Consider the following 18,569-nt stretch of genomic DNA (forward strand, 5'->3'; position numbering starts at 1 on the left):
TTTTTCTCCTCTAGCCTCAATTTCTTTGATGACTAGAGGAATACTTTCGTTGTCTATCGCCTACGGCGGGTGCTCTGCGCCATCGCGTTTGTATGAGTATTTTTCAGTTATTTGATAACTGCTACTCTGTTAAATGTATGATGGTGGATCCAATTACAAGATATTTTCCCGATTAGAAAAATACTTTCAGATGTATAAGACTAAGTTATTTATCTTCTAAATCTGAAGGAAACTTGTAAGTCCAAGGAACATCTGTTCCTTCACCTTCAGTAGCTTGCTCTGACAAGAAACGCGCAAAAAATGGTAACGCTCCAACATCCACTGTTTTGACTGTGTTCTTATGCATAAGAGTTTTCCTTAAAGGAAATTATTTTTCCAACTACAGATATATCAGTAATTAAATATATTTTCAAGATTAGTTAAGACAGTTAAGAAGTAATCATTCTAAGAATTTAGGAAAGTTAAGAAATTTAGGTAAATTAAGCAAATATATAAGATAAGTTTATTAATTCTTTATCAAGATTAAGTAATCAATATCAAAATGTCGCAATTTTATTTGATTAAATTATCCTGTTAGTTCCTATATTTTCCAGTCTTTTCAACTTGCCCCGTTGGCACATGATACGATCATCGCCATTGTTGAGTCGGCTGGTGAATTAGCTGGTTTGCCTTACCCTATTAATGCTCAGATGCTGCGGCATAGAACAGATTATCCGAAGGCGAATCAAGGCGATGAAGTTTGTAGATGCTGAGTTATCATTGTCTACTCTTAGAGCTGATTCGTAAACAAAAGCTTAAGATACCATTCGCTTGACCATCAAACGAATCAATGAGCCATAAATCATTGCTTCACTTAACTATTCAAATATTTACACTTGGGAATGCTCTCAGAAATACGGAATAAATCGCTACCAGAGATAGCGAAAATATCAGGATTAAAAGACGGTCAATCACTACATCATTTTTACCAGAGATGCACTGTGGGATGTCAAAAAGTTAAAAGAAATCAGGCTGTAGCTAACAAAAATATTGATTGGAGAAAGAGAAATAATTTTATGTATTGACGAAACAGGAGACAAGAAAAAGGGAAAAACAACAGATTATGTAACTCGTCAATATATTGGAAATTTAGGCAAGACAGAGAATGGAATAGTATCAGTAAATGCTTATGGGATAGCAAACATCCTTACTGGGAATCCGGCACTACATGGAAGAGTGCCTTAAATAACCTAAGATTGATTATTCAACCATATATTTTTTACTGTTTGATTCAACCTTGGCTCACAGTCTTTAACATTCCTGGCATGAAACGTTGCTTTTTGAAATTAATTGGTTTCATGAATGAATTTCGTGCTTCTCCAATCAGTTTCCCCATCGCCACCTGAATTTCTGACTATTTTTTCTCTCCCTGAAGTAACAAAAGAGGGATTAACCTCTCACTGATGTTGGTTCTCTGTAGGTACTAATTGCCAAGCAAGGTGATGTTTCCAGTGCGATGTGAAATTAAGTTTAACTGCTTGCTTAAAGTCCTCTAAAGCTACTGAAAAAGCTTTCTCTTTTAGCTCTACTTGGTTGTTCAACTGTTTAGGGCATTGTGGATTCCATACATATTTTTGACAAGTTTGGTGGGCAATTTCTATATCAATGCCATTTTCAGGATTTTGAAAGACGGGATGATAATGTAACCTGTTGCAACAAACTTGCAACCATTCTTGCCATCTACACTGCCACAAGCGAACTGTTCCATCAAGACTAGCGCTGGCAATCAGTTTACCATCAGTGCTAAAAGCTGCAGAATTTACCCAATACTCATGCCCCCGCCAAGGTTTACCAATGGGGTTGCCGTTGCTATCCCACAAGCGGATTGTAGAATCATTGCTGGCACTGACAATCCACTTACCATCAGGGCTAAAGGCGACAGAATTAACTTCTTTTTCATGTCCGCGCCAAGGTTTACCAATGGGGTTGCCGTTGCTATCCCACAAGCGGATTGTAGAATCATTGCTGGCACTGACAATCCACTTACCATCAGGGCTAAAGGCGACAGAATTAACTTCTTTTTCATGTCCGCGCCAAGGTTTACCAATGGGGTTGCCGTTGCTATCCCACAAGCGGATTGTAGAATCATTGCTGGCACTGACGACCCATTTACCATCAGGGCTAAAGGCAACAGAATTAACTTCTTTTTCATGTCCGCGCCAAGGTTGACCAATGGGGTTGCCGTTGTTATCCCACAAGCGGATTGTAAAATCATTGCTGGCACTGACAACCCACTTACCATCAAGGCTAAAGGCAACAGAATTAACTTCTTTTTCATGTCCGCGCCAAGGTTGACCAGTGGGATTGCCGTTGTTATCCCACAAGCGGATTGTAGAATCATTACTGGCACTGACAATCCACTTACCATCAGGGCTAAAGGCAACAGAATTAACTTCTTTTTCATGTCCGCGCCAAGGTTGACCAATAGGGTTGCCGTTGCTATCCCACAAGCGGATTGTAGAATCATTGCTGGCACTGACAACCCACTTACCATCAGGGCTAAAGGCAACAGAATTGACCCAATTTTCATATTTGCGCTGCGATCGCCCGATGACCCGATCTTGTAGTATTTGATGTAGCTCCCACAAACGCACAGTTTTATCGCCACCACTAATAATAAACTTGCCATCGGGGCTAAAGGCTAGGGAATTAACCTGTCCCTCATGTCCCCGCCAAGGTTGAGTGATGGGGTTGCCATTGATATTCCACAAGCGTATTGTCCGATCGCAGCTACCACTAATAATAAACTTACCATCAGGGCTAAACGCTACAGAATTTACATGTCCTTCATGCCCGTGCCAAGGTTGACCGATGGGATTACCTTGGATGTCCCACAACCGCACTGTAGAATCACTGCTACCACTGACAATAAACTTGCGATCGGGGCTAAAGGCGGCACAAATAATTTTTGCCTCATTTTTGTGCCAGGGTTGAGTGATGGTGTTACCTTGTAAATCCCACAAACACACCGTTCCGTCAAAACCAACAATGATAATAGAATCGTCTTTTGGGCTAAAAGCGACGGAAATAACTCCTTCCTTGTGTCCGCGCCAAGGTTGAGCGATGGTGTTACCTTGTAAATCCCACAAACATACCGTTCCGTCAAAACCAACACTGACAATAGAATCGCTATTTGGGCTAAAAGCGACGGAAATAACTCCTTCCTCATGTCCCAGCCACGGTTGAGTAATGAGATTACCTTGTAGATCCCATAAACACAAAATTCCGTCAATACTGCCACTAACAATAAACTTGCCATCAGGGTTAAAAGCTATACAATTAACCTCTTGCTCGTGTCCACACAAAAATTGAGCAGTAGGATTGCCAATGATATTCCACAAGCATACGGTAGAATCGCTACTGCCACTGGCAATAAACTTGCCATCAGGACTAAAGGCTACACAATTAACCTCTTGCTCGTGTCCGCGCAAGCTATTCGTCTCTGTTGGTGTGTTCATTGCTTCCTTTAAGCTTCCCAAAACAGAAGCTAGAAGCTGGTTTGGGTATTTCTCTAGATTCTCACCCATTGTTTGAATTGCCAGCACTAAACCCTCTAGCGGTTGGACAGGAAGTAAATTCAAGACCCTGGCAGATTGCTCGCGCAGTTTTAATTCAGTCAGTGCAAGGTTTAACTTTTGAATCTCTTGTTCCTTTTCTCTCAAATGGCAATCGTGCCGTCCAACACTAGCATTAATAAATCGATTAGCTTGTTCGCTTAAAGAACCAAAAGTTTGCTCTTTTAGTTCTTTATAAGTGTTTGTCTTCAGAACCCTGTTTGCAATATTTTCTCTTTTCCACAGCATATCTAAGGTGTATGCCAGAAGTGGTAAATAATCATTTTGTTGGTGAAAATCATGAATAATTTGCTCAACTAATCCTTGTTCAAAGATAACGCCATGTCTAGCAGCAGGTTCAGCGATCGCTAACTTTAATTCTGCATCGCTCATTCTAGTGAGTATACGACTATAACGATCATGGATATTTGCAAGTTGGGGATACTCACTAAATTTATCCAAAAAATCAGACCGCATTGTTAAAATAATTTTGACAGAGTTATCTTGCTGCTCGAACAGTTGAAAGAGACTAGCAACAAATTTATCGCGTTCTGGTTTTTGAGCTTTTGTAAACAGTTCTTCGAATTGGTCAATAAAAATCAGAACGCACTGATAATCTTGTTTTAATAAAGTAACAATTTTAATTAAGGTATTTTCTCTTATTTCTCGAACAATATTTGTTATTGATGATTTTTTCCCATAAGTAGCAGCAAGACATTGATAAAGAGATTTAAAAGGATTTTCATCTGGGTGAAAACTTATATTAATTAACGAATTTTTATGAGATCCTAAATAAGGAATTAAACCTGCTCGAGTTAATGATGATTTGCCACTGTGTGATGCTCCTAAAAGTAGCAGAACATTATCTTTTTTTAAGCGAGCGCCCAGATTAGCAATCCACTTATCCCGACCAAAAAATTTGTCTTTATCTTTAATTTCAAAAGTTTTTAATCCTAAGTAGGGAGAGTCTGTTTTGAGTGGACGGCAATGAATGTCCTCAAAATTACTATCAGAAAAAAAGTCGTATTCAGAAATACATTGGACATTACACCCAATATTTATATCGCATTCAGAACTGTTAACCATCTTATCTCCTTACCTTTGGACATCTCTGGCTAAATCTTTACTCAGTTATAGTTCCTTGGCTAATCTTTGTAAGTAACTCAACAAAATTCATTACCGAAGAAAGGCAGTGGTTCGACTTCTCTGCGAGACGCTACGCGTAGCTTGCTTCCCCGTAGGGGTACGCTCACCAACCAGGTAGGAGGCAGGAGGAAGAAAATACAATTCTTGCTCTCTGCCAAAAGGGTCTAAAGTCCCTAAATTCGGTTTTAAATAGGTTTATTCAGCAAAATTACTTAAGTAATTTTTACAAATATGTAGTAACTTTATCCTAAAACGCCGGATAATGACAAACGGGATGGAACTTTTTGATAACCTACACCTTGCTATGTTTAGCGGCAAAGGTGGAGTCGGAAAAACGACAATCTCCTGCACCTTTGCATGTCGTTGGGCGCAGAAATTTGCCAATGAGCAAATTCTTTTAATCTCAACCGATCCAGCTCACTCTCTTGGAGATGTCTTACAAGTTAGCGTTGATAATATTCCTCGTCCCATAGCAGAACTACCCAATCTACTAGTAAGGGCGTTGGATGCAAAGCGTCTGCTACAAGAGTTTAAAGAACGTTATGGTCAGGTGTTAGAACTGTTAGTGGAGCGGGGTAGTTTTGTTGAAGGAGAAGATTTGCTTCCAGTTTGGGATTTAAATTGGCCTGGACTGGACGAGTTGATGGGCTTGTTAGAAATCCAACGCCTTTTTCAGGAGCAGCAGGTAAATCGAGTAGTAGTAGATATGGCTCCTAGCGGTCATACTCTCAACTTGTTTGGATTGATGGACTTTTTAGACACTTTTCTCCACTCTCTGGAACTGTTTCAAGAAAAGCATCAGTATATTAGCAAGACCTTTGCTAGAAGTTACACACCCGATCGCGCTGACGATTTTTTGCATACCCTGAAAGCTGAACTGTCGCAAGGTCGTCGTCTGCTTCAAGATCCTAAGCATACAGCTTGTTTGTTAATTGCGATCGCCGAACCAATGAGTTGGTTGGAGTCAAAACGATTCCTAGAAGCCTTACAAACCATGCAGGTTCCTTGGGGAGGATTGTTTGTCAACCAAGTCCTTGCCAGTGCAACTGACCCAGATCGTTACCAAGAACAACAACCACTGATCGGTCAGTATACGGATCTTGCTAACGGAAAGCCGATTTTTATCGTGCCACAGCAAGATAAGGAGCCTTTAGGAATTTTAGCTCTCAGCCATCTTATCGACCAAATCCATGTTCCTCAGCTTGAACCGCTATTTCCTATCGATCTACTCCCAGTTCAATGGCCGGAAACAATTCCTCCTAGCTTTGGAGATTTTCTCACCCAAGGCCGTCGCCTGTTACTAATTGGCGGTAAAGGTGGAGTAGGCAAGACCACAGTAGCAGCTGCCATTGGTTGGGCTATGGCTCAACAACATCCCGATCGCAAAATTCGCATGGTTTCAATCGATCCAGCCCACTCCTTGGGTGATGCCTTTGGTCTAAGTTTAGGACACGAACCATATCAAATAACTGCTAATCTTCGAGGTCAGGAAGTAGATAGCGATCGCATTGTCGATCAATTCAGAGCCGATTACCTGTGGGAACTGGCCGAAATGATGAGTGGCGAAACCCAAACAAGCGAAACTATTAAAATGGCTTATGCTCCTGTTGCTTGGCGCAAAATAGTCGGTCAAGCTTTACCAGGGATTGATGAAATGCTTTCCCTGTTAACGGTAATGGAATTGCTAGAGCAACAAGAAGAAGACTTGATTATTTTAGATACTGCCCCTACAGGTCATCTTCTGCGTTTTCTAGAAATGCCAACTGCACTAGCAGACTGGCTAGCTTGGATTTTCAAACTCTGGATTAAGTATCAGAATGTCCTTGGTCGTACAGAGTTTATGGGGCGTTTACGAACTTTGCGACAGCGCGTAGTTAAAGCCCAAAAAGTGCTAAAAGACCCACAACAAACAGAGTTCATTGGGGTTACGCTTAACCAAGCTAGTGTACTTGCCGAACAACAACGCTTGTTCAAATCTCTGCAAGAAATAGGTGTGAGCCAGAATTACCTTGTTCTCAACCGCTTTACTTCTACAGCAACCATTAATTGCAATTTTCCAGGTTTGACAATGGTTCGCTTACCAATGCTTCCTCGCTCAGTTCAGCCTTCAGAACGCATCCAAGCAGCAGCCGGCTGTTTATTTTAACGGCTAATTAGACTAAATACTTTCATACCCAAAGATAAATTTATTATGCACCGCACTCCAAAACGTGGACAAATTCAAGCCAAACTTAGCTCAATGCCTCCTCAACGTTCTCAAGCAAGAGTTTACTTAAATGCTTACAAAATGATGTTGGAAAAAGAGCGTTTAGAGCAGGAACTAAAGAAACTCGAAGCACGCCAATCTCAGATTCAGCAGCGTCTTGCTATTTTAAATGGTCAAATCATTGCTGAAGAGGACATTACCCATCAGCAAGCAAATACTGATTTGGAGGACAATAAACCAAAATTCAACACCATAACATTGGAATACTAAGTAATTCTTCACAAGAAAATCTGTTAGCAGGGTACAGCATTCACGAATTCGGCAAGCGCTGAAGAGATTACACCGAACAAAGTTTGATAGCGGTCATTGTCCAAACCATGACTGAAGATTAGCTGCATCTCTTGTTGAGTAAGAACCTTAGCACGTCCATGCCGATTGATTTTCATTGCTAGACTTTAGACTTAGACCCTGTAACCCATAGCCTACAACGATTTGACCTTGATTAATCAGAATGCTTGAGGAACTAAAAACTACGTTAAGCACTTAGTAAAAGACCATCATAGAAACACACCCTCGTGTTACGATGATTCGTCGTTTTAAAAATATAAAAATATACTCAGCGTGCAAAGAGACCCGGATGAGATTAGGGCAGATTTAAATAAACTAATTGAAGAAAGTCAATCTATTTTCCCCAAACTAGCTTCTAGGTTGGATGAGGTAAGACGCTGGATAGCAAATAAAAAGTCTGGACTTCTAAAAAGAAAACCTCATGTTTTGCAGTTCCTTTAATTAATATAGACAAGTAAAGTGTAATGTCTACTCAAAAAGGTCTTGAAAAACAAAGGGTTGACAGAGCTAGAGAGCTAGAGATGCTCTTCAACGAGCTAGGGCTTTGAGACACTCTAGAAGAGTCCACGGCGTGGATGGAATTCGCCAATTTGTTAAAGATGTAGATGGAGACTGGCTAGACAACTGGACGGATACAACCATTACACAAAATGACTATCCTAAGAGAACAGTTCTTGTTCTAAAATTCAGCCGCTACGTTTCTACACTTCCTTTTCTATTTGTCCTACCATTAGGTCAAAAGCGGAAAGCTTGCCCAAAATCTAAGGTGAGGTCAAGGTTTCGAGATGATAAAGTTCTGCGCTAACAAATTTAGGTAATAGCAGAAAATAAATCAAGTTGTCTTTATCTAGAGCGGTAAAACTTGCTAGAGTAGATTTTTAATGATTGAAACAGGCGTAAATAGGTAAACCAAAATTTTCAATAATAACGAATTTACTAGGTTTAAGTTTTTGCTCTAGCTAGTTTTGCCACGCTAGGTCTTTATAGCTCATGTGTAAGTAACTTACAAAATTGAATAACCATTAAAAAGAGAGGGTATTACCTCTCTTTTTGATTTATTTATATTTAATTTTACACTGCTAGCCTTTTATTAAGTGCTTGCTTAGTCCACTGGCTACCGCATGATGTGGTATAGCCTTGAGCATAACTTGTCCAGGCTGCTCGCAGGCAGTATATTTTGGCGGTTCTATTTATAGCCGGCTTTTAGAGAATTGGTATTACTCTTGTGTCCGATCGCGTTCCTGCTGTTCTGCTTCCAGAATCGCTAATAAAAGAGCTTCTTCCTGAATTTCAAACTCTTCTTCAGAAAGTTCTCCCATATCAAAAGCAAGTTGGAGTGTAAGAAGCTGCTTGCTGAGATTTTCTTTATCATCAATTTCAGTATTGGCCTGTTCTAAAATTTTTTCCCCAAGCCACGTTACTCCCATTAATGGGCCAGTAATCGGTAATAGTAAGAAGCGCAGAACCATATTAATTTACACTTATGTAGATTTGTTAAGGCTGTCTCACAAGACCGTAATCTTGCTGATGACATTATATAAAACATTACTTAGTCTTATGTTGATGCCAAAATGCGTTGGATTTGAGTCCAGTTAAGGCTTCTTGACATCTGTATTTTATATTCCCGATGTGCAAAAAATTACTTTTACATAAAATTATTACTTACGAGGTACTTAGAGCTTGACAACAGTATTAAATGCATCTCCCCAGCGATTTGTCAATACACCTGCTGTTCAACGGGTCGCTCAACGCGCTTTGCGCTATCTACAGTCAGGTTTTTCAATACACTTACGTGGTGCAGCCGGAGTCGGAAAAACTACTCTGGCAATGCATCTAGCTGATTTGCTCAACCAGCCTATCATCCTCTTATTTGGAGATGATGAGTTTAAAACCTCAGACTTAATTGGTAATCAATTAGGTTATACCCGCAAAAAGGTTGTTGATAATTTCATCCACAGCGTTGTGAAAGTTGAGGATGAACTTCGACAACACTGGGTTGATGCACGATTAACCCTAGCTTGTAAAGAAGGATTTACGCTGGTTTACGACGAATTCAATCGATCGCAGCCGGAGGTAAATAACGTTTTACTCTCCGTACTTGAGGAGAGGTTGTTAGTATTACCAACAAACCAACATCGAGCCGAGTATATCCGGGTTCATCCTCAGTTTCGGGCAATCTTAACATCAAATCCTCAAGAGTATTGTGGAGTTCATGCAACTCAGGATGCTTTGATGGATCGTGTTATTACCATTGATATGCCTCCACCTGATGAACTAACTCAGCAGGAAATTGTAGTTCATAAAACAGGCATAGATTCCGAGAAAGCAGAAGTAATTGTTCGTGTAGTACGGATGTTTTGGAGTCGATCTGGCTCTGGACAGGGCGGTGGATTGCGTTCCTGTCTGATGATTGCCAAAATCTGCAACGAACACGAAATTTCTGTAAACCCTGGAGATCCTAACTTCCAAGATATTTGTGCCGATATCCTGCTTTCTCGCACGAATCAACCTCTCATGGAAGCAACTCGGTTACTGGAAGAGGTTTTAAGTGAATTGTGTCATAGTACAAATACTCAATCTCAGCCGTCAGAGATAATACCAAACAACCAAGATCAGATTGTATTGGAACAACGAGTACCTTACGAGCATGAAGTCTACAACTACCTGTGTAATTCTCCAGGAAGGCGTTTCTCTGAATTGGCAGTAGAACTAGGGATCGATCGCAGTCAAATTGTGGCTGTACTCAAGTCTCTCAGGGAGCAGGGAGTATTAGTACAAATGCAGGGCAATGCCGAGCCAGCGAACATCTCACAGACAGTTGCTTTTGATTCTGGTCATTTAATAAAAAAATGAGTACTAATACTAACCGAGGAGTGATCACCACATCAACTCAAGGTTCTACCTTGGCAGATATTCTAGAACGGGTTCTGGATAAAGGCATTGTTATCGCAGGAGATATTTCTATTTCCGTAGGCTCTACAGAACTGCTCAACATTCGGATTCGTTTGTTGATTTCTTCTGTTGATAAAGCCAAAGAGATTGGAATTAACTGGTGGGAGAGTGATCCCTATCTTAATAGTCAAACTCGCACCTTATTAGCAACTAATCAACAACTTCAAGAGCGTCTTGCTAGTCTAGAAACAGAACTGCAATCGCTCAAAGCACTCAATCCTATTAATCATCAGAATGCAGGCGATTAGTAAATCAAAAGGTTCCGATTCTGGTTTAGCACCATTGTTACTGACGGTTGTTGAACTGATACGCCAACTCATGGAAGCTCAGGTGATTCGGCGAATGGATGCTGGTACCCTCAACGACTCTGAGCTAGAACGAGCTGCCGAAAGCCTTCAACAGCTTGAACAACAGGTTGTTCAGCTTTGCGAGATATTTGATATTGACCCAGCCGAGCTAAATATTAACTTGGGTGAAATGGGAAATTTACTTCCCCAATCTGGAGGATATTACCCCGGTGAAACCTCTAGTCAACCCTCTATTTTAGAACTCCTCGATCGCCTATTAAATACGGGTGTTGTGGTTGAAGGTGACTTGGACTTAGGACTGGCTCAGTTAAGCTTAGTTCATGCCAAATTAAGACTAGTACTCACCTCTAAACCCCTGTAACTTTTTTATCTACATTCTTCTTGGTAAGACATTTTTATGAGTTATGGCTTTTACATTTATGGAATTTTGACCTTGCCTGCTCCACAAAATTTCAATTTAGAGGGCTTAGATCGGCAACCTGTACAAATTAAAATTTTGGATGATTTTGCAGTCATATACTCGGAAGCACAGCAAGAACGTTATTTGGCCAGCCGTCGTAACCTGCTAAGTCATGAAAAAGTCCTTGAGGAGATCATGCAAGGAGGCGATCGCTATTTACTGCCAGTGCAATTTGGACTTTTGGTTTCAAGCTGGGAAACGGTTTCACAGCAATTAATTCGTCCTCATCAAGAAGAATTGACGCAATTGCTTGCAAAGTTATCGGGTTGCCGAGAAGTTAGTGTCAAAGTTTTTTGGGATACCGAGGCAGAAATTCAAGGATTATTGGCAGAACACCCAAATCTGAAAACCGAAAGGGATAAACTAGTCGGTCAACCCCTGAGTATGGAGCGGGTAATCCAAATAGGGCAAGCCATCGAACAGGGAATGAGCGATCGCAAGCAAGGCATCATAGATATATTTCAAAGCACGCTCAACTCCATTGCGATCGAAGTAGTAGAAAATACTCCCCAAATGGACACAATGATTTACAATTCAGCCTACCTAATTCCTTGGGAAGCGGAATCACAATTTAGCGAACACGTTGAAGCACTCGATCGTCAATTTGAAGACCGTTTGCGAATTCGTTACAACAATTTCACTGCCCCGTATAACTTTGCTCGTCTTCGATTAACCACTTCCAACTAAATAGCAATAAAAATTGAAAATCAAAAATTATTTAAATTTTTAATTTTTTGGGAAATTAAATTTTTCTCTGCCTTTTATTTAAGAGGATGTTTGAAAAGTCCTCTTGTCGATAGCAAAACGTTCTAGATCCCCCCAAATCTTCCTTGTAAAGCTACGGTGTACGCACAAGTTATGGAATCACTACCAGTCATTGAATTACCCCTCCCTAACCCTCCCCTTGTAAAGGGGAGGGAACTAGATTTTCCGGTTTTCCCCCTTTACAAGGGGGGATTAAGAGGGGGAATTAAGGGAGGATCTAAAAGTACCCAAAATCACAGTGAAATACTTTTCAAACAACCTCTAAGTAAAATCAATGGACGACATATTTAAAGGATTTGAACACTTATTAGAAATTGCCAAAGCTTTAGAAGAAAAAGTAGAGAAAGGCGAGTTAAAAACTTCTATTCAAATTCGCTCTCATAATCTCAGTAGTATTCCCCGACAAGGTAATATTCCCAGAACAAATAATTCCAGCCGAGTCAGATCCAATTCCACCGTTGGCACTACACCAATGGATGATACTGATGTCACTCCCCCATCAGATAAGACGAACTCAAAAACTTCTTGGCAAGATGTCGGCGGCTTGGCTGATGTTCTCCAAGAAATCAGAGAGTTAGTTGAAATTCCACTTAAGCGTCCAGATTTATTGGTGAAATTAGGGTTAGAGCCTCCGAGTGGGGTTTTGCTAGTTGGCCCGCCCGGTACTGGAAAAACTTTAACAGCCCGCGTTTTGGCAGAAGAGTTAGAGTTAAACTACATTGCCATCAATGGCCCAGAGGTGATGAGCAAGTATTACGGCGAAGCAGAAGCTCGTTTGCGAAGTATTTTTGAGAAAGCAACTCGTTCTGCTCCCTGCTTGATATTTATTGATGAAATTGACAGCCTTGCTCCAGATCGCAGCCAAGTTGAAGGTGAAGTTGAAAAAAGACTAGTGGCGCAGTTGCTTGGGTTAATGGATGGGTTTGCCAAAACCGAGGGCGTAATTCTATTAGCGGCAACAAATCGTCCCGATTATCTCGATCCGGCGCTTCGTCGTCCGGGACGCTTCGATCGCGAAGTTCAGTTTCGGGTTCCCGATCGCAATGGACGATTGGAAATTCTGACGATTCTGACAAGTGCCATGCCCTTGGAGACTTCAATTAATTTAGGAGCGATCGCCGATTTGGCTCTTGGTTTTGTTGGTGCCGATATCAAAGCTCTTTGTCAAAAAGCAGCCTATATCGCCCTTCGTCGTCAAGTCCCCTCGCTCAACAGTCCCGTTCCTGAGAACATGATTATCATGCAGCAGGATTTTCTCGAAGCAATTAAGGAGATAAAACCCTCAGTTCTCAGGGATGTAGCAGTTGAAGTACCTAGTGTAAGTTGGGATGATATTGGTGGTTTGGATGATGTGAAACAAAAACTTCAAGAATCTGTTGAAGGCGCACTCCTTTATCCCGAACTATACGAGCAAACCAAAGCCAAGCCTCCCCGTGGGATTCTGTTGTGGGGGCCACCTGGAACGGGAAAAACATTACTGGCAAAAGCGATCGCTTCCCAGGCTAGAGCCAACTTTATTGCTGTGAATGGCCCGGAATTACTCAGCCGATGGGTAGGAGCAGCAGAACAGGCAGTCCGAGAACTCTTTCGCAAAGCTCGGCAAGCAGCTCCTTGCGTTGTGTTTATAGATGAAATTGATACCTTAGCACCAGCACGGGGACGATTCACTGGTGATTCTGGAGTTAGCGATCGCGTTGTCGGTCAACTGCTCACCGAACTGGATGGGTTGCATGAATGCCCGAAAGTACTTTTAGTAGGAGCAACCAATCGTCCAGAAACACTTGATCCTGCCTTGCTCAGAGCCGGAAGATTGGACTTACAAATCAAAATCGCTCTACCAGATCGAGCCAGCCGATTAGCGATTTTACAAGTTCACAATCTAGATCGTCCCTTGGTTTGTGTCGATTTAGAAACTTGGGCGACAGTTACCGAGGGGTGGAATGGAGCAGACTTGGCTTTGTTGAGCAATCAAGCTGCTTTAAGCGCCATTCGTCGATACCGCGCTCAGGGATTGACTGACTCCAGCTTGATTCAGATTACAAATGATGATTTCCAAGTTACATACCAAATGCTTGCTAATCAGCATCAATCTGAATAGTGATTCATCGCATTGAAGGCTTATAGATCCCCGACTTCTTAAAGAAGTCGGGGATCTGAACACCCCTAATCCATCAATACGATAGACCAATAGTCTGTTAATTAATATCCTTAATTTATGTCAATATACGCTTATGCTCTTCTAGCCCCCACCACATCACCACTTGTTCTACCCTTTGGGATGGAAAGGAATATTGAACTAGTTTACTCTTCTAGTTTAGGTGCGATCGTAGAGCCGGAAATCTCAATGGAGGGAATACAGGTAACGGATGAGCGTTTACTTCAAGCTGTATTAAACCACGATCGCGTGATTCGAGAACTTTTTCAACAAACTCCCCTTCTTCCCCTACGCTTTGGGAGGGGTTTTACCTCTATAGAAAAACTGCTGAATCATCTAGAAAAGCACCAAGAGCAATATCTAGAAGCTCTAACTCAGCTAGCAGACAAAGTTGAGTACACTGTAAAAATGATACCCTGCTCTTTACTTGACGATTCTGACAATATTGATGCTAAGGGAAAAGCCTATTTATTAGCTAAAAAACAACGCTACCAAACACAGCAAGCATTTCAAGCACAACAATGCGAACAGTTGGAACTCTTGAACCAGTTAATTCTCAAAACATATACAAATGTTATCTGTGAAACTCGACAGTCAGATGTGCGGCAAATCCACTTTTTGGCACAGCGTAACGATTCAACGGTCAGTACGCAGCAGTTTTCCCTCTGGCAGGTACAATGCTCGCACTGGCAATTGGCACTCAGCGAACCTCTGCCACCCTATCATTTTCTAAAAAATACTTTCATATAAATTCATAAAAAATAATATTTATAACTTTCCCAGAAAAAATAAAGACGATCTAATTTTTTCTTTAATTTTTTTATTTTCTTATATTTATCTTATATTTTTGGGAACACTAAACCCAGGAAGAATAAAACACATTGTGTAAGTTTTACCTACTGCTCAATCAGAGCAGGATGAAATCAATAATTAGAGTGAGAGCAAAATAAAATGGCTGTTGAAAAAGTTAACTCATCTTCAAGTCTGGCTGAAGTTATTGACCGCATTTTGGACAAAGGAATTGTAGTTGATGCTTGGGTACGTGTTTCTTTAGTTGGTATTGAACTGCTATCAATAGAAGCTCGGATTGTTATTGCTTCAGTTGAAACTTACTTAAGATATGCCGAAGCAGTTGGTTTAACATCTCAGGCTGCTGTTCCATCTGCTGCTTAACACCACATTAGAAAAAGGGAGTCTTTACGGCTCCTATTTAATATTTCTAGTTAACAAAATAGGAGATTTCAGCTGATGGCTCTCAAGAATTTATGGGAACAAGAGCGATCGCAGCGATTGCAAATAACTGCTGAACGCCGTCAACAAGTCAACCAATGGAAACAGCTAACTCAACAAGAATTGCAGCTGCAAGCAGATTTGCTTCATCAAGAATTAAGCAGTTTTGTTACTAGCCTTGACAAAAACAGAAAGTTACAACAGCAGCAATTTCAGCAAGAGATTCTAGAGCGGCAATTGGAAATATTGCAAATAAAAACAGATGTCTCGCAACGCCAGCAAGAATACCGCCAACAGCGTTCAGCAAAGGCTCAGGCATTATTCCAAAACTTGCAAAATTTCCGGTCAATCTTACATAACAGTGTTTGGGGCGATTACAGTCCCGAACAACCAGTTCCCCCGACTCCTGCTAAAGAAGAGAAATCAGTTGTAACAGTTCCCAAATGGTCAATCTCTCGTTCTGCAATTAAAGCCACTGGTTTTCGTCCTTCCGCCAACACGATGACTAAGAAAGTGCCTGCCTTGAATGCAGATACTGCTAAATCTAAAGTGCAGCAATACATTCAGCAAGCTGAAGGAGCTACTCTGATAGAAATTGAAGAGGTGATAGGCTTAAGCCGGGTACAAACGATAGATATTCTACGCTCCTTGATCAAGCAAGGGCTACTAGAACAACGCGATCGCCAATACTTTATTCGGCAACAAGCAATTTCTAGACAGACTTAATTCAAGCTCATTTATTGTATTTGCAGACTAGGAGAATGCGATCGCTTGTGTCTGTCGCCTTAAGCAGCAGAGTACAAAATCGATAAGCATTAAAGCTAGGATAGCTCAATCAAGGTTTTGAACTGTGCTATTGGCAATCGCGCGATGAAGTTAGTAAGCTGGATTGTTTGAGCAATTTTAATGTAAATGCAAAACTCTAGATATATAAGGAGGTGCGATCCATTGTGAATCAATTGATCAACCAACTTCAAACTAAATTATTTACAGGCAGGCTGAATCTTGAAGCAAGAGATGGGCCGACTTGGACGCTATATTTTCGTTTAGGAAGATTAATTTGGCAGGCTGGCGGTTCTAATGCCGATGAGCGATGGCGACGACACTTGTTGCGGTACTGTTCTAATGTGGATGTGACACAGTTGGAGCAGCTTGTTTCTGCCCAAGAAAATTATCGCAAGTATTCCATTCTTGCTAAGTTGCGAGAACAAAAATTAATCGAACAACAACAACTTGTGAGCCTGATTGCAAGCTCAATAGCTGAAGTCCTGTTTGATATAATGCAGTACGTTGAAGCCAAAAGAAATGGTGACAATCCAGCAGGGCAGTTGTCACATACTACCGTTGTTGGTGAAGTTCCTGGGGTTCTCCTAGCTGTAATACCAACAGAGGAAGTTTTGAAACGGGCTACACAAGCTTGGCAAGAATGGCGAGATGCAGGACTGGCAAGCTACTCGCCCAATTTATTTCCGATAATTCAACAAATTGAGGTACTCCAAGGACAAGCATCCTCTAAACAGATTATTGCTCTAGTTGATGGAACAAAAACTTTACGAGGTCTAGGGCAAAAAAGCGGTCGGGATGTTTTAGCTTTGACTCGGTTATTGATGCCATTGGTAAAAACAGGAGCGATCGCTTTTTCACCTACCCCAAGGCTCAGGCAGATTGGTATTAGTCAGGAAACTGGCAACCCATTCAGTGCAGTTAATCATTCCAATTCTTCACTAAAGACAGAAGAGGACACTGTTTTACAAGTTGCTCCCAATTTTAATAAAGTTGCCCCACCAGTGACTGACAAAGAAATTGTCAGTCCATCCAGTGCAGTTAATAACTCTAATTATTTACTGAAGACAGAACAGAAGACTATTTTACAAGTTGCCCCCCCAGCGACTAGTAAAGCAATTATTGATGTCTCAAGACCTTTAGTAGCCTGTGTGGATGATAGTCCGATGATCTGTCGCAGTTTGGAGGAAATTCTTACCCATCAAGGTTATCGCTTTGTGGGCATTCAAGAGTCCTTGACGGCAGTTTTAAACCTAATTAAAAGCAAGCCTGACTTTATTTTTTTGGATCTATTGATGCCAAAAGTAAATGGTTATGAAATTTGTTCTCAAATCCGTAAAACTCCAAGTCTTAAAGATGTACCGGTTGTCATCTTAACGGGGAAAGATGGAATAGTAGATCGGATGCGAGCAAAATTAGTAGGAGCAACTGACTTTTTGGGTAAACCTGTAGAAGCAGACAAAGTACTCAATGTGCTTCACAAATATTTAAGTGTTTAGGTTTAAGTGGTAGTTATGACAGTGGCTCCCCTACATCCATTTTCAAAACAGATTTTGCATTGGAAATTGCTTTCTATATCTCGGTTGGTGTTAATTTATTTGTCACCATTATTTTTCAAATTCTGGATTAAATAGTTAGGAAAAAATGAAAAAAGTTCTTTTAGTTGAAGATAGCCTTACAGAATCCGAAAAGATGACACGTTACCTAGAGCAAGGAGGATATTCAGTTTATGAAGTTCGCAGTGGTGAAGAGGCTCAACTCAGGTTGAAACAACAAAAACCTGACTTGATCTTACTAGATTTGATTTTGCCGGGCCAAAGTGGATTTGAGTTCTGCCGCAAGTTGAAAGCCGATCCGACAACAAAAGCAATCCCGGTAGTAATTTGCTCAACTAAAAACACAGATGTTGATAGAACTTGGGGCAATATGAGTGGTGCCGATGGCTATTTAGTTAAACCTGTAGATGAAAATACCTTGCTCCAGACTGTTAATAAATTTATTCGCTAAAGGAAACTAGGGCAATGGTACAGGGTAATGATAGCTTTAGAGAGCTACCCATAAATAGCCAATTTCGACTTGAAAACTCTCCTCAAGGAAACAACCAGAGGTTTTTAAGATTTCCGTTGAATGGAAAGGTAAATGGGTTACTCCCATTAGCTGATTTGCGAGGAGTAATTCAAGTTGCGCTGACCGAGATTTTGCCAGTACCGCAGGTAGCAGAATTCTTGTTAGGCATAATGAATTGGCGTGGAGAAGCGATCTGGATTCTTGATTTAGCAGGTTTGTTGGGAGCAACACACTGGTGTCGGCGAGAAAGTGTGCGTAACTCTGGCATGGCGATGCTTGTTCAAGTCCAGAATCAAACCGTCGGGCTGTTGGTAGAGCAAGTCAATACCATTGAAGTTCATGATCCCCAAGAGCGGTTAGCGATTTCGACATCAATGTTACCTGCCCAACTAGGCTCGTTCTTGCAGGGTTACTTTGTGGATTCTCAAGGTAGCCCTTTGATGTTACTTGACACCCATGTTGTGATTCAAGCTCTCCAGCCTCTTTAACACTAGACCTGCCTTGAAAATAGTTTTGCACTCTTGGGGGAAAGGGTAAAGGTAAAAGGGCAAGGGTT

19 protein-coding genes and 1 pseudogene are annotated in these 18,569 nt (G+C 41.1%); 16 read left to right on the forward strand and 4 right to left on the reverse strand.

Features of this window, described 5'->3' with window-relative positions:
- Positions 1-205: 205 nt before the first annotated feature.
- Positions 206-346, reverse strand: coding sequence for a microviridin/marinostatin family tricyclic proteinase inhibitor (locus tag RMY00_RS31625; protein WP_322651320.1), 141 nt, complete (start codon positions 344-346; stop codon positions 206-208).
- A gap of 265 nt (positions 347-611) precedes the next feature.
- Between RMY00_RS31625 and RMY00_RS31630 the strand changes: the two genes are divergently transcribed.
- Both RMY00_RS31630 and RMY00_RS31635 read left to right on the forward strand, forming a co-directional pair.
- A complete protein-coding gene (locus RMY00_RS31630; protein WP_322651321.1) occupies positions 612-752 on the forward strand; it encodes a hypothetical protein in 141 nt (46 codons plus the stop codon).
- Positions 753-860: 108 nt separating this feature from the next.
- Positions 861-1,176, forward strand: a pseudogene (locus RMY00_RS31635) (transposase); the annotation flags it as partial.
- Positions 1,177-1,436: 260 nt separating this feature from the next.
- On the opposite strand, the gene RMY00_RS31640 reads toward RMY00_RS31635, so the two are convergent.
- Complete coding sequence (locus RMY00_RS31640; RefSeq protein WP_322651322.1) at positions 1,437-4,679, reverse strand: WD40 repeat domain-containing protein; 3,243 nt, start codon at positions 4,677-4,679, stop codon at positions 1,437-1,439.
- Positions 4,680-5,001: 322 nt separating this feature from the next.
- On the opposite strand from RMY00_RS31640, the gene RMY00_RS31645 reads away from it, so the two are divergent.
- Complete coding sequence (locus RMY00_RS31645) at positions 5,002-6,885, forward strand: ArsA family ATPase (RefSeq protein WP_322651323.1); 1,884 nt, start codon at positions 5,002-5,004, stop codon at positions 6,883-6,885.
- Positions 6,886-6,930: 45 nt separating this feature from the next.
- Entirely contained in the window at positions 6,931-7,215 is a 285-nt protein-coding gene (locus RMY00_RS31650; protein WP_322651324.1) for a hypothetical protein, read from the forward strand.
- Between the two features lie 23 nt (positions 7,216-7,238).
- On the opposite strand, the gene RMY00_RS31655 is transcribed toward RMY00_RS31650, so the two are convergent.
- Positions 7,239-7,391, reverse strand: a complete 153-nt coding sequence (locus tag RMY00_RS31655) for a hypothetical protein (RefSeq protein ID WP_322651325.1) — start codon at positions 7,389-7,391, stop codon at positions 7,239-7,241.
- Between the two features lie 473 nt (positions 7,392-7,864).
- Here RMY00_RS31655 and RMY00_RS31660 point away from each other — a divergent pair, with 473 nt between their 5' ends.
- Positions 7,865-8,098: a hypothetical protein gene (locus RMY00_RS31660; protein WP_322651326.1), complete on the forward strand. Its 234-nt coding sequence runs from the start codon at positions 7,865-7,867 to the stop codon at positions 8,096-8,098.
- Positions 8,099-8,510: 412 nt separating this feature from the next.
- Here the strand turns inward: RMY00_RS31660 and RMY00_RS31665 are convergent, their stop codons facing one another.
- Positions 8,511-8,762 carry a gas vesicle protein GvpG gene (locus RMY00_RS31665; protein ID WP_322651327.1) on the reverse strand — a complete coding sequence of 84 codons (252 nt, stop codon included), beginning with the start codon at positions 8,760-8,762 and terminating at the stop codon, positions 8,511-8,513.
- A gap of 211 nt (positions 8,763-8,973) precedes the next feature.
- Between RMY00_RS31665 and gvpN the strand changes: the two genes are divergently transcribed.
- The 11 genes from gvpN (at position 8,974) to RMY00_RS31720 (ending at position 18,501) form a co-directional block, all read left to right on the forward strand.
- Complete coding sequence (gene gvpN / locus RMY00_RS31670) at positions 8,974-10,146, forward strand: gas vesicle protein GvpN (RefSeq protein ID WP_322651328.1); 1,173 nt, start codon at positions 8,974-8,976, stop codon at positions 10,144-10,146.
- Positions 10,143-10,493, forward strand: coding sequence for a gas vesicle protein (locus RMY00_RS31675; protein WP_322651329.1), 351 nt, complete (start codon positions 10,143-10,145; stop codon positions 10,491-10,493). Before gvpN ends, RMY00_RS31675 begins: the two co-directional genes overlap by 4 nt.
- Complete coding sequence (locus RMY00_RS31680) at positions 10,480-10,914, forward strand: gas vesicle protein K (RefSeq protein ID WP_322651330.1); 435 nt, start codon at positions 10,480-10,482, stop codon at positions 10,912-10,914. Before RMY00_RS31675 ends, RMY00_RS31680 begins: the two co-directional genes overlap by 14 nt.
- 36 nt (positions 10,915-10,950) lie before the next feature.
- Positions 10,951-11,700 (forward strand): GvpL/GvpF family gas vesicle protein, encoded by a 750-nt coding sequence (locus RMY00_RS31685; protein WP_322651331.1) that lies wholly within the window; start codon positions 10,951-10,953, stop codon positions 11,698-11,700.
- A 352-nt stretch (positions 11,701-12,052) separates the two neighbouring features.
- Positions 12,053-13,876: an AAA family ATPase gene (locus RMY00_RS31690; protein WP_322651332.1), complete on the forward strand. Its 1,824-nt coding sequence runs from the start codon at positions 12,053-12,055 to the stop codon at positions 13,874-13,876.
- 117 nt (positions 13,877-13,993) lie between these two features.
- Positions 13,994-14,683, forward strand: coding sequence for a GvpL/GvpF family gas vesicle protein (locus RMY00_RS31695; RefSeq protein ID WP_322651333.1), 690 nt, complete (start codon positions 13,994-13,996; stop codon positions 14,681-14,683).
- Between the two features lie 201 nt (positions 14,684-14,884).
- A complete protein-coding gene (gene gvpA, locus RMY00_RS31700; RefSeq protein WP_163931998.1) occupies positions 14,885-15,106 on the forward strand; it encodes a gas vesicle structural protein GvpA in 222 nt (73 codons plus the stop codon).
- Positions 15,107-15,181: 75 nt separating this feature from the next.
- Positions 15,182-15,889: a gas vesicle protein GvpC gene (locus RMY00_RS31705; protein WP_322651334.1), complete on the forward strand. Its 708-nt coding sequence runs from the start codon at positions 15,182-15,184 to the stop codon at positions 15,887-15,889.
- Positions 15,890-16,113: 224 nt separating this feature from the next.
- Positions 16,114-17,445 (forward strand): response regulator, encoded by a 1,332-nt coding sequence (locus tag RMY00_RS31710; RefSeq protein ID WP_322651335.1) that lies wholly within the window; start codon positions 16,114-16,116, stop codon positions 17,443-17,445.
- Between the two features lie 145 nt (positions 17,446-17,590).
- On the forward strand, positions 17,591-17,953 hold the full coding sequence (locus RMY00_RS31715) for a response regulator transcription factor (RefSeq protein WP_322651336.1): 363 nt from the start codon (positions 17,591-17,593) through the stop codon (positions 17,951-17,953).
- Between the two features lie 14 nt (positions 17,954-17,967).
- Positions 17,968-18,501, forward strand: coding sequence for a chemotaxis protein CheW (locus tag RMY00_RS31720; protein WP_322651337.1), 534 nt, complete (start codon positions 17,968-17,970; stop codon positions 18,499-18,501).
- Positions 18,502-18,569 lie beyond the last annotated feature (68 nt).

This window comes from Nostoc sp. ChiVER01 (genome assembly GCF_034531155.1).
GTDB lineage: Bacteria > Cyanobacteriota > Cyanobacteriia > Cyanobacteriales > Nostocaceae > Nostoc.

Coding starts and splice junctions, on each gene's coding strand:
- RMY00_RS31625 (WP_322651320.1), bottom strand. CDS start 346: ATGCATAAGAACACAGTCAAAACAGTGGATGTTGGAGCGTTACCATTT.
- RMY00_RS31640 (WP_322651322.1), bottom strand. CDS start 4,679: ATGGTTAACAGTTCTGAATGCGATATAAATATTGGGTGTAATGTCCAA.
- RMY00_RS31645 (WP_322651323.1), top strand. CDS start 5,002: ATGACAAACGGGATGGAACTTTTTGATAACCTACACCTTGCTATGTTT.
- RMY00_RS31650 (WP_322651324.1), top strand. CDS start 6,931: ATGCACCGCACTCCAAAACGTGGACAAATTCAAGCCAAACTTAGCTCA.
- RMY00_RS31655 (WP_322651325.1), bottom strand. CDS start 7,391: ATGAAAATCAATCGGCATGGACGTGCTAAGGTTCTTACTCAACAAGAG.
- RMY00_RS31665 (WP_322651327.1), bottom strand. CDS start 8,762: ATGGTTCTGCGCTTCTTACTATTACCGATTACTGGCCCATTAATGGGA.
- RMY00_RS31675 (WP_322651329.1), top strand. CDS start 10,143: ATGAGTACTAATACTAACCGAGGAGTGATCACCACATCAACTCAAGGT.
- RMY00_RS31680 (WP_322651330.1), top strand. CDS start 10,480: ATGCAGGCGATTAGTAAATCAAAAGGTTCCGATTCTGGTTTAGCACCA.
- RMY00_RS31685 (WP_322651331.1), top strand. CDS start 10,951: ATGAGTTATGGCTTTTACATTTATGGAATTTTGACCTTGCCTGCTCCA.
- RMY00_RS31690 (WP_322651332.1), top strand. CDS start 12,053: ATGGACGACATATTTAAAGGATTTGAACACTTATTAGAAATTGCCAAA.
- RMY00_RS31695 (WP_322651333.1), top strand. CDS start 13,994: ATGTCAATATACGCTTATGCTCTTCTAGCCCCCACCACATCACCACTT.
- gvpA (WP_163931998.1), top strand. CDS start 14,885: ATGGCTGTTGAAAAAGTTAACTCATCTTCAAGTCTGGCTGAAGTTATT.
- RMY00_RS31705 (WP_322651334.1), top strand. CDS start 15,182: ATGGCTCTCAAGAATTTATGGGAACAAGAGCGATCGCAGCGATTGCAA.
- RMY00_RS31715 (WP_322651336.1), top strand. CDS start 17,591: ATGAAAAAAGTTCTTTTAGTTGAAGATAGCCTTACAGAATCCGAAAAG.
- RMY00_RS31720 (WP_322651337.1), top strand. CDS start 17,968: ATGGTACAGGGTAATGATAGCTTTAGAGAGCTACCCATAAATAGCCAA.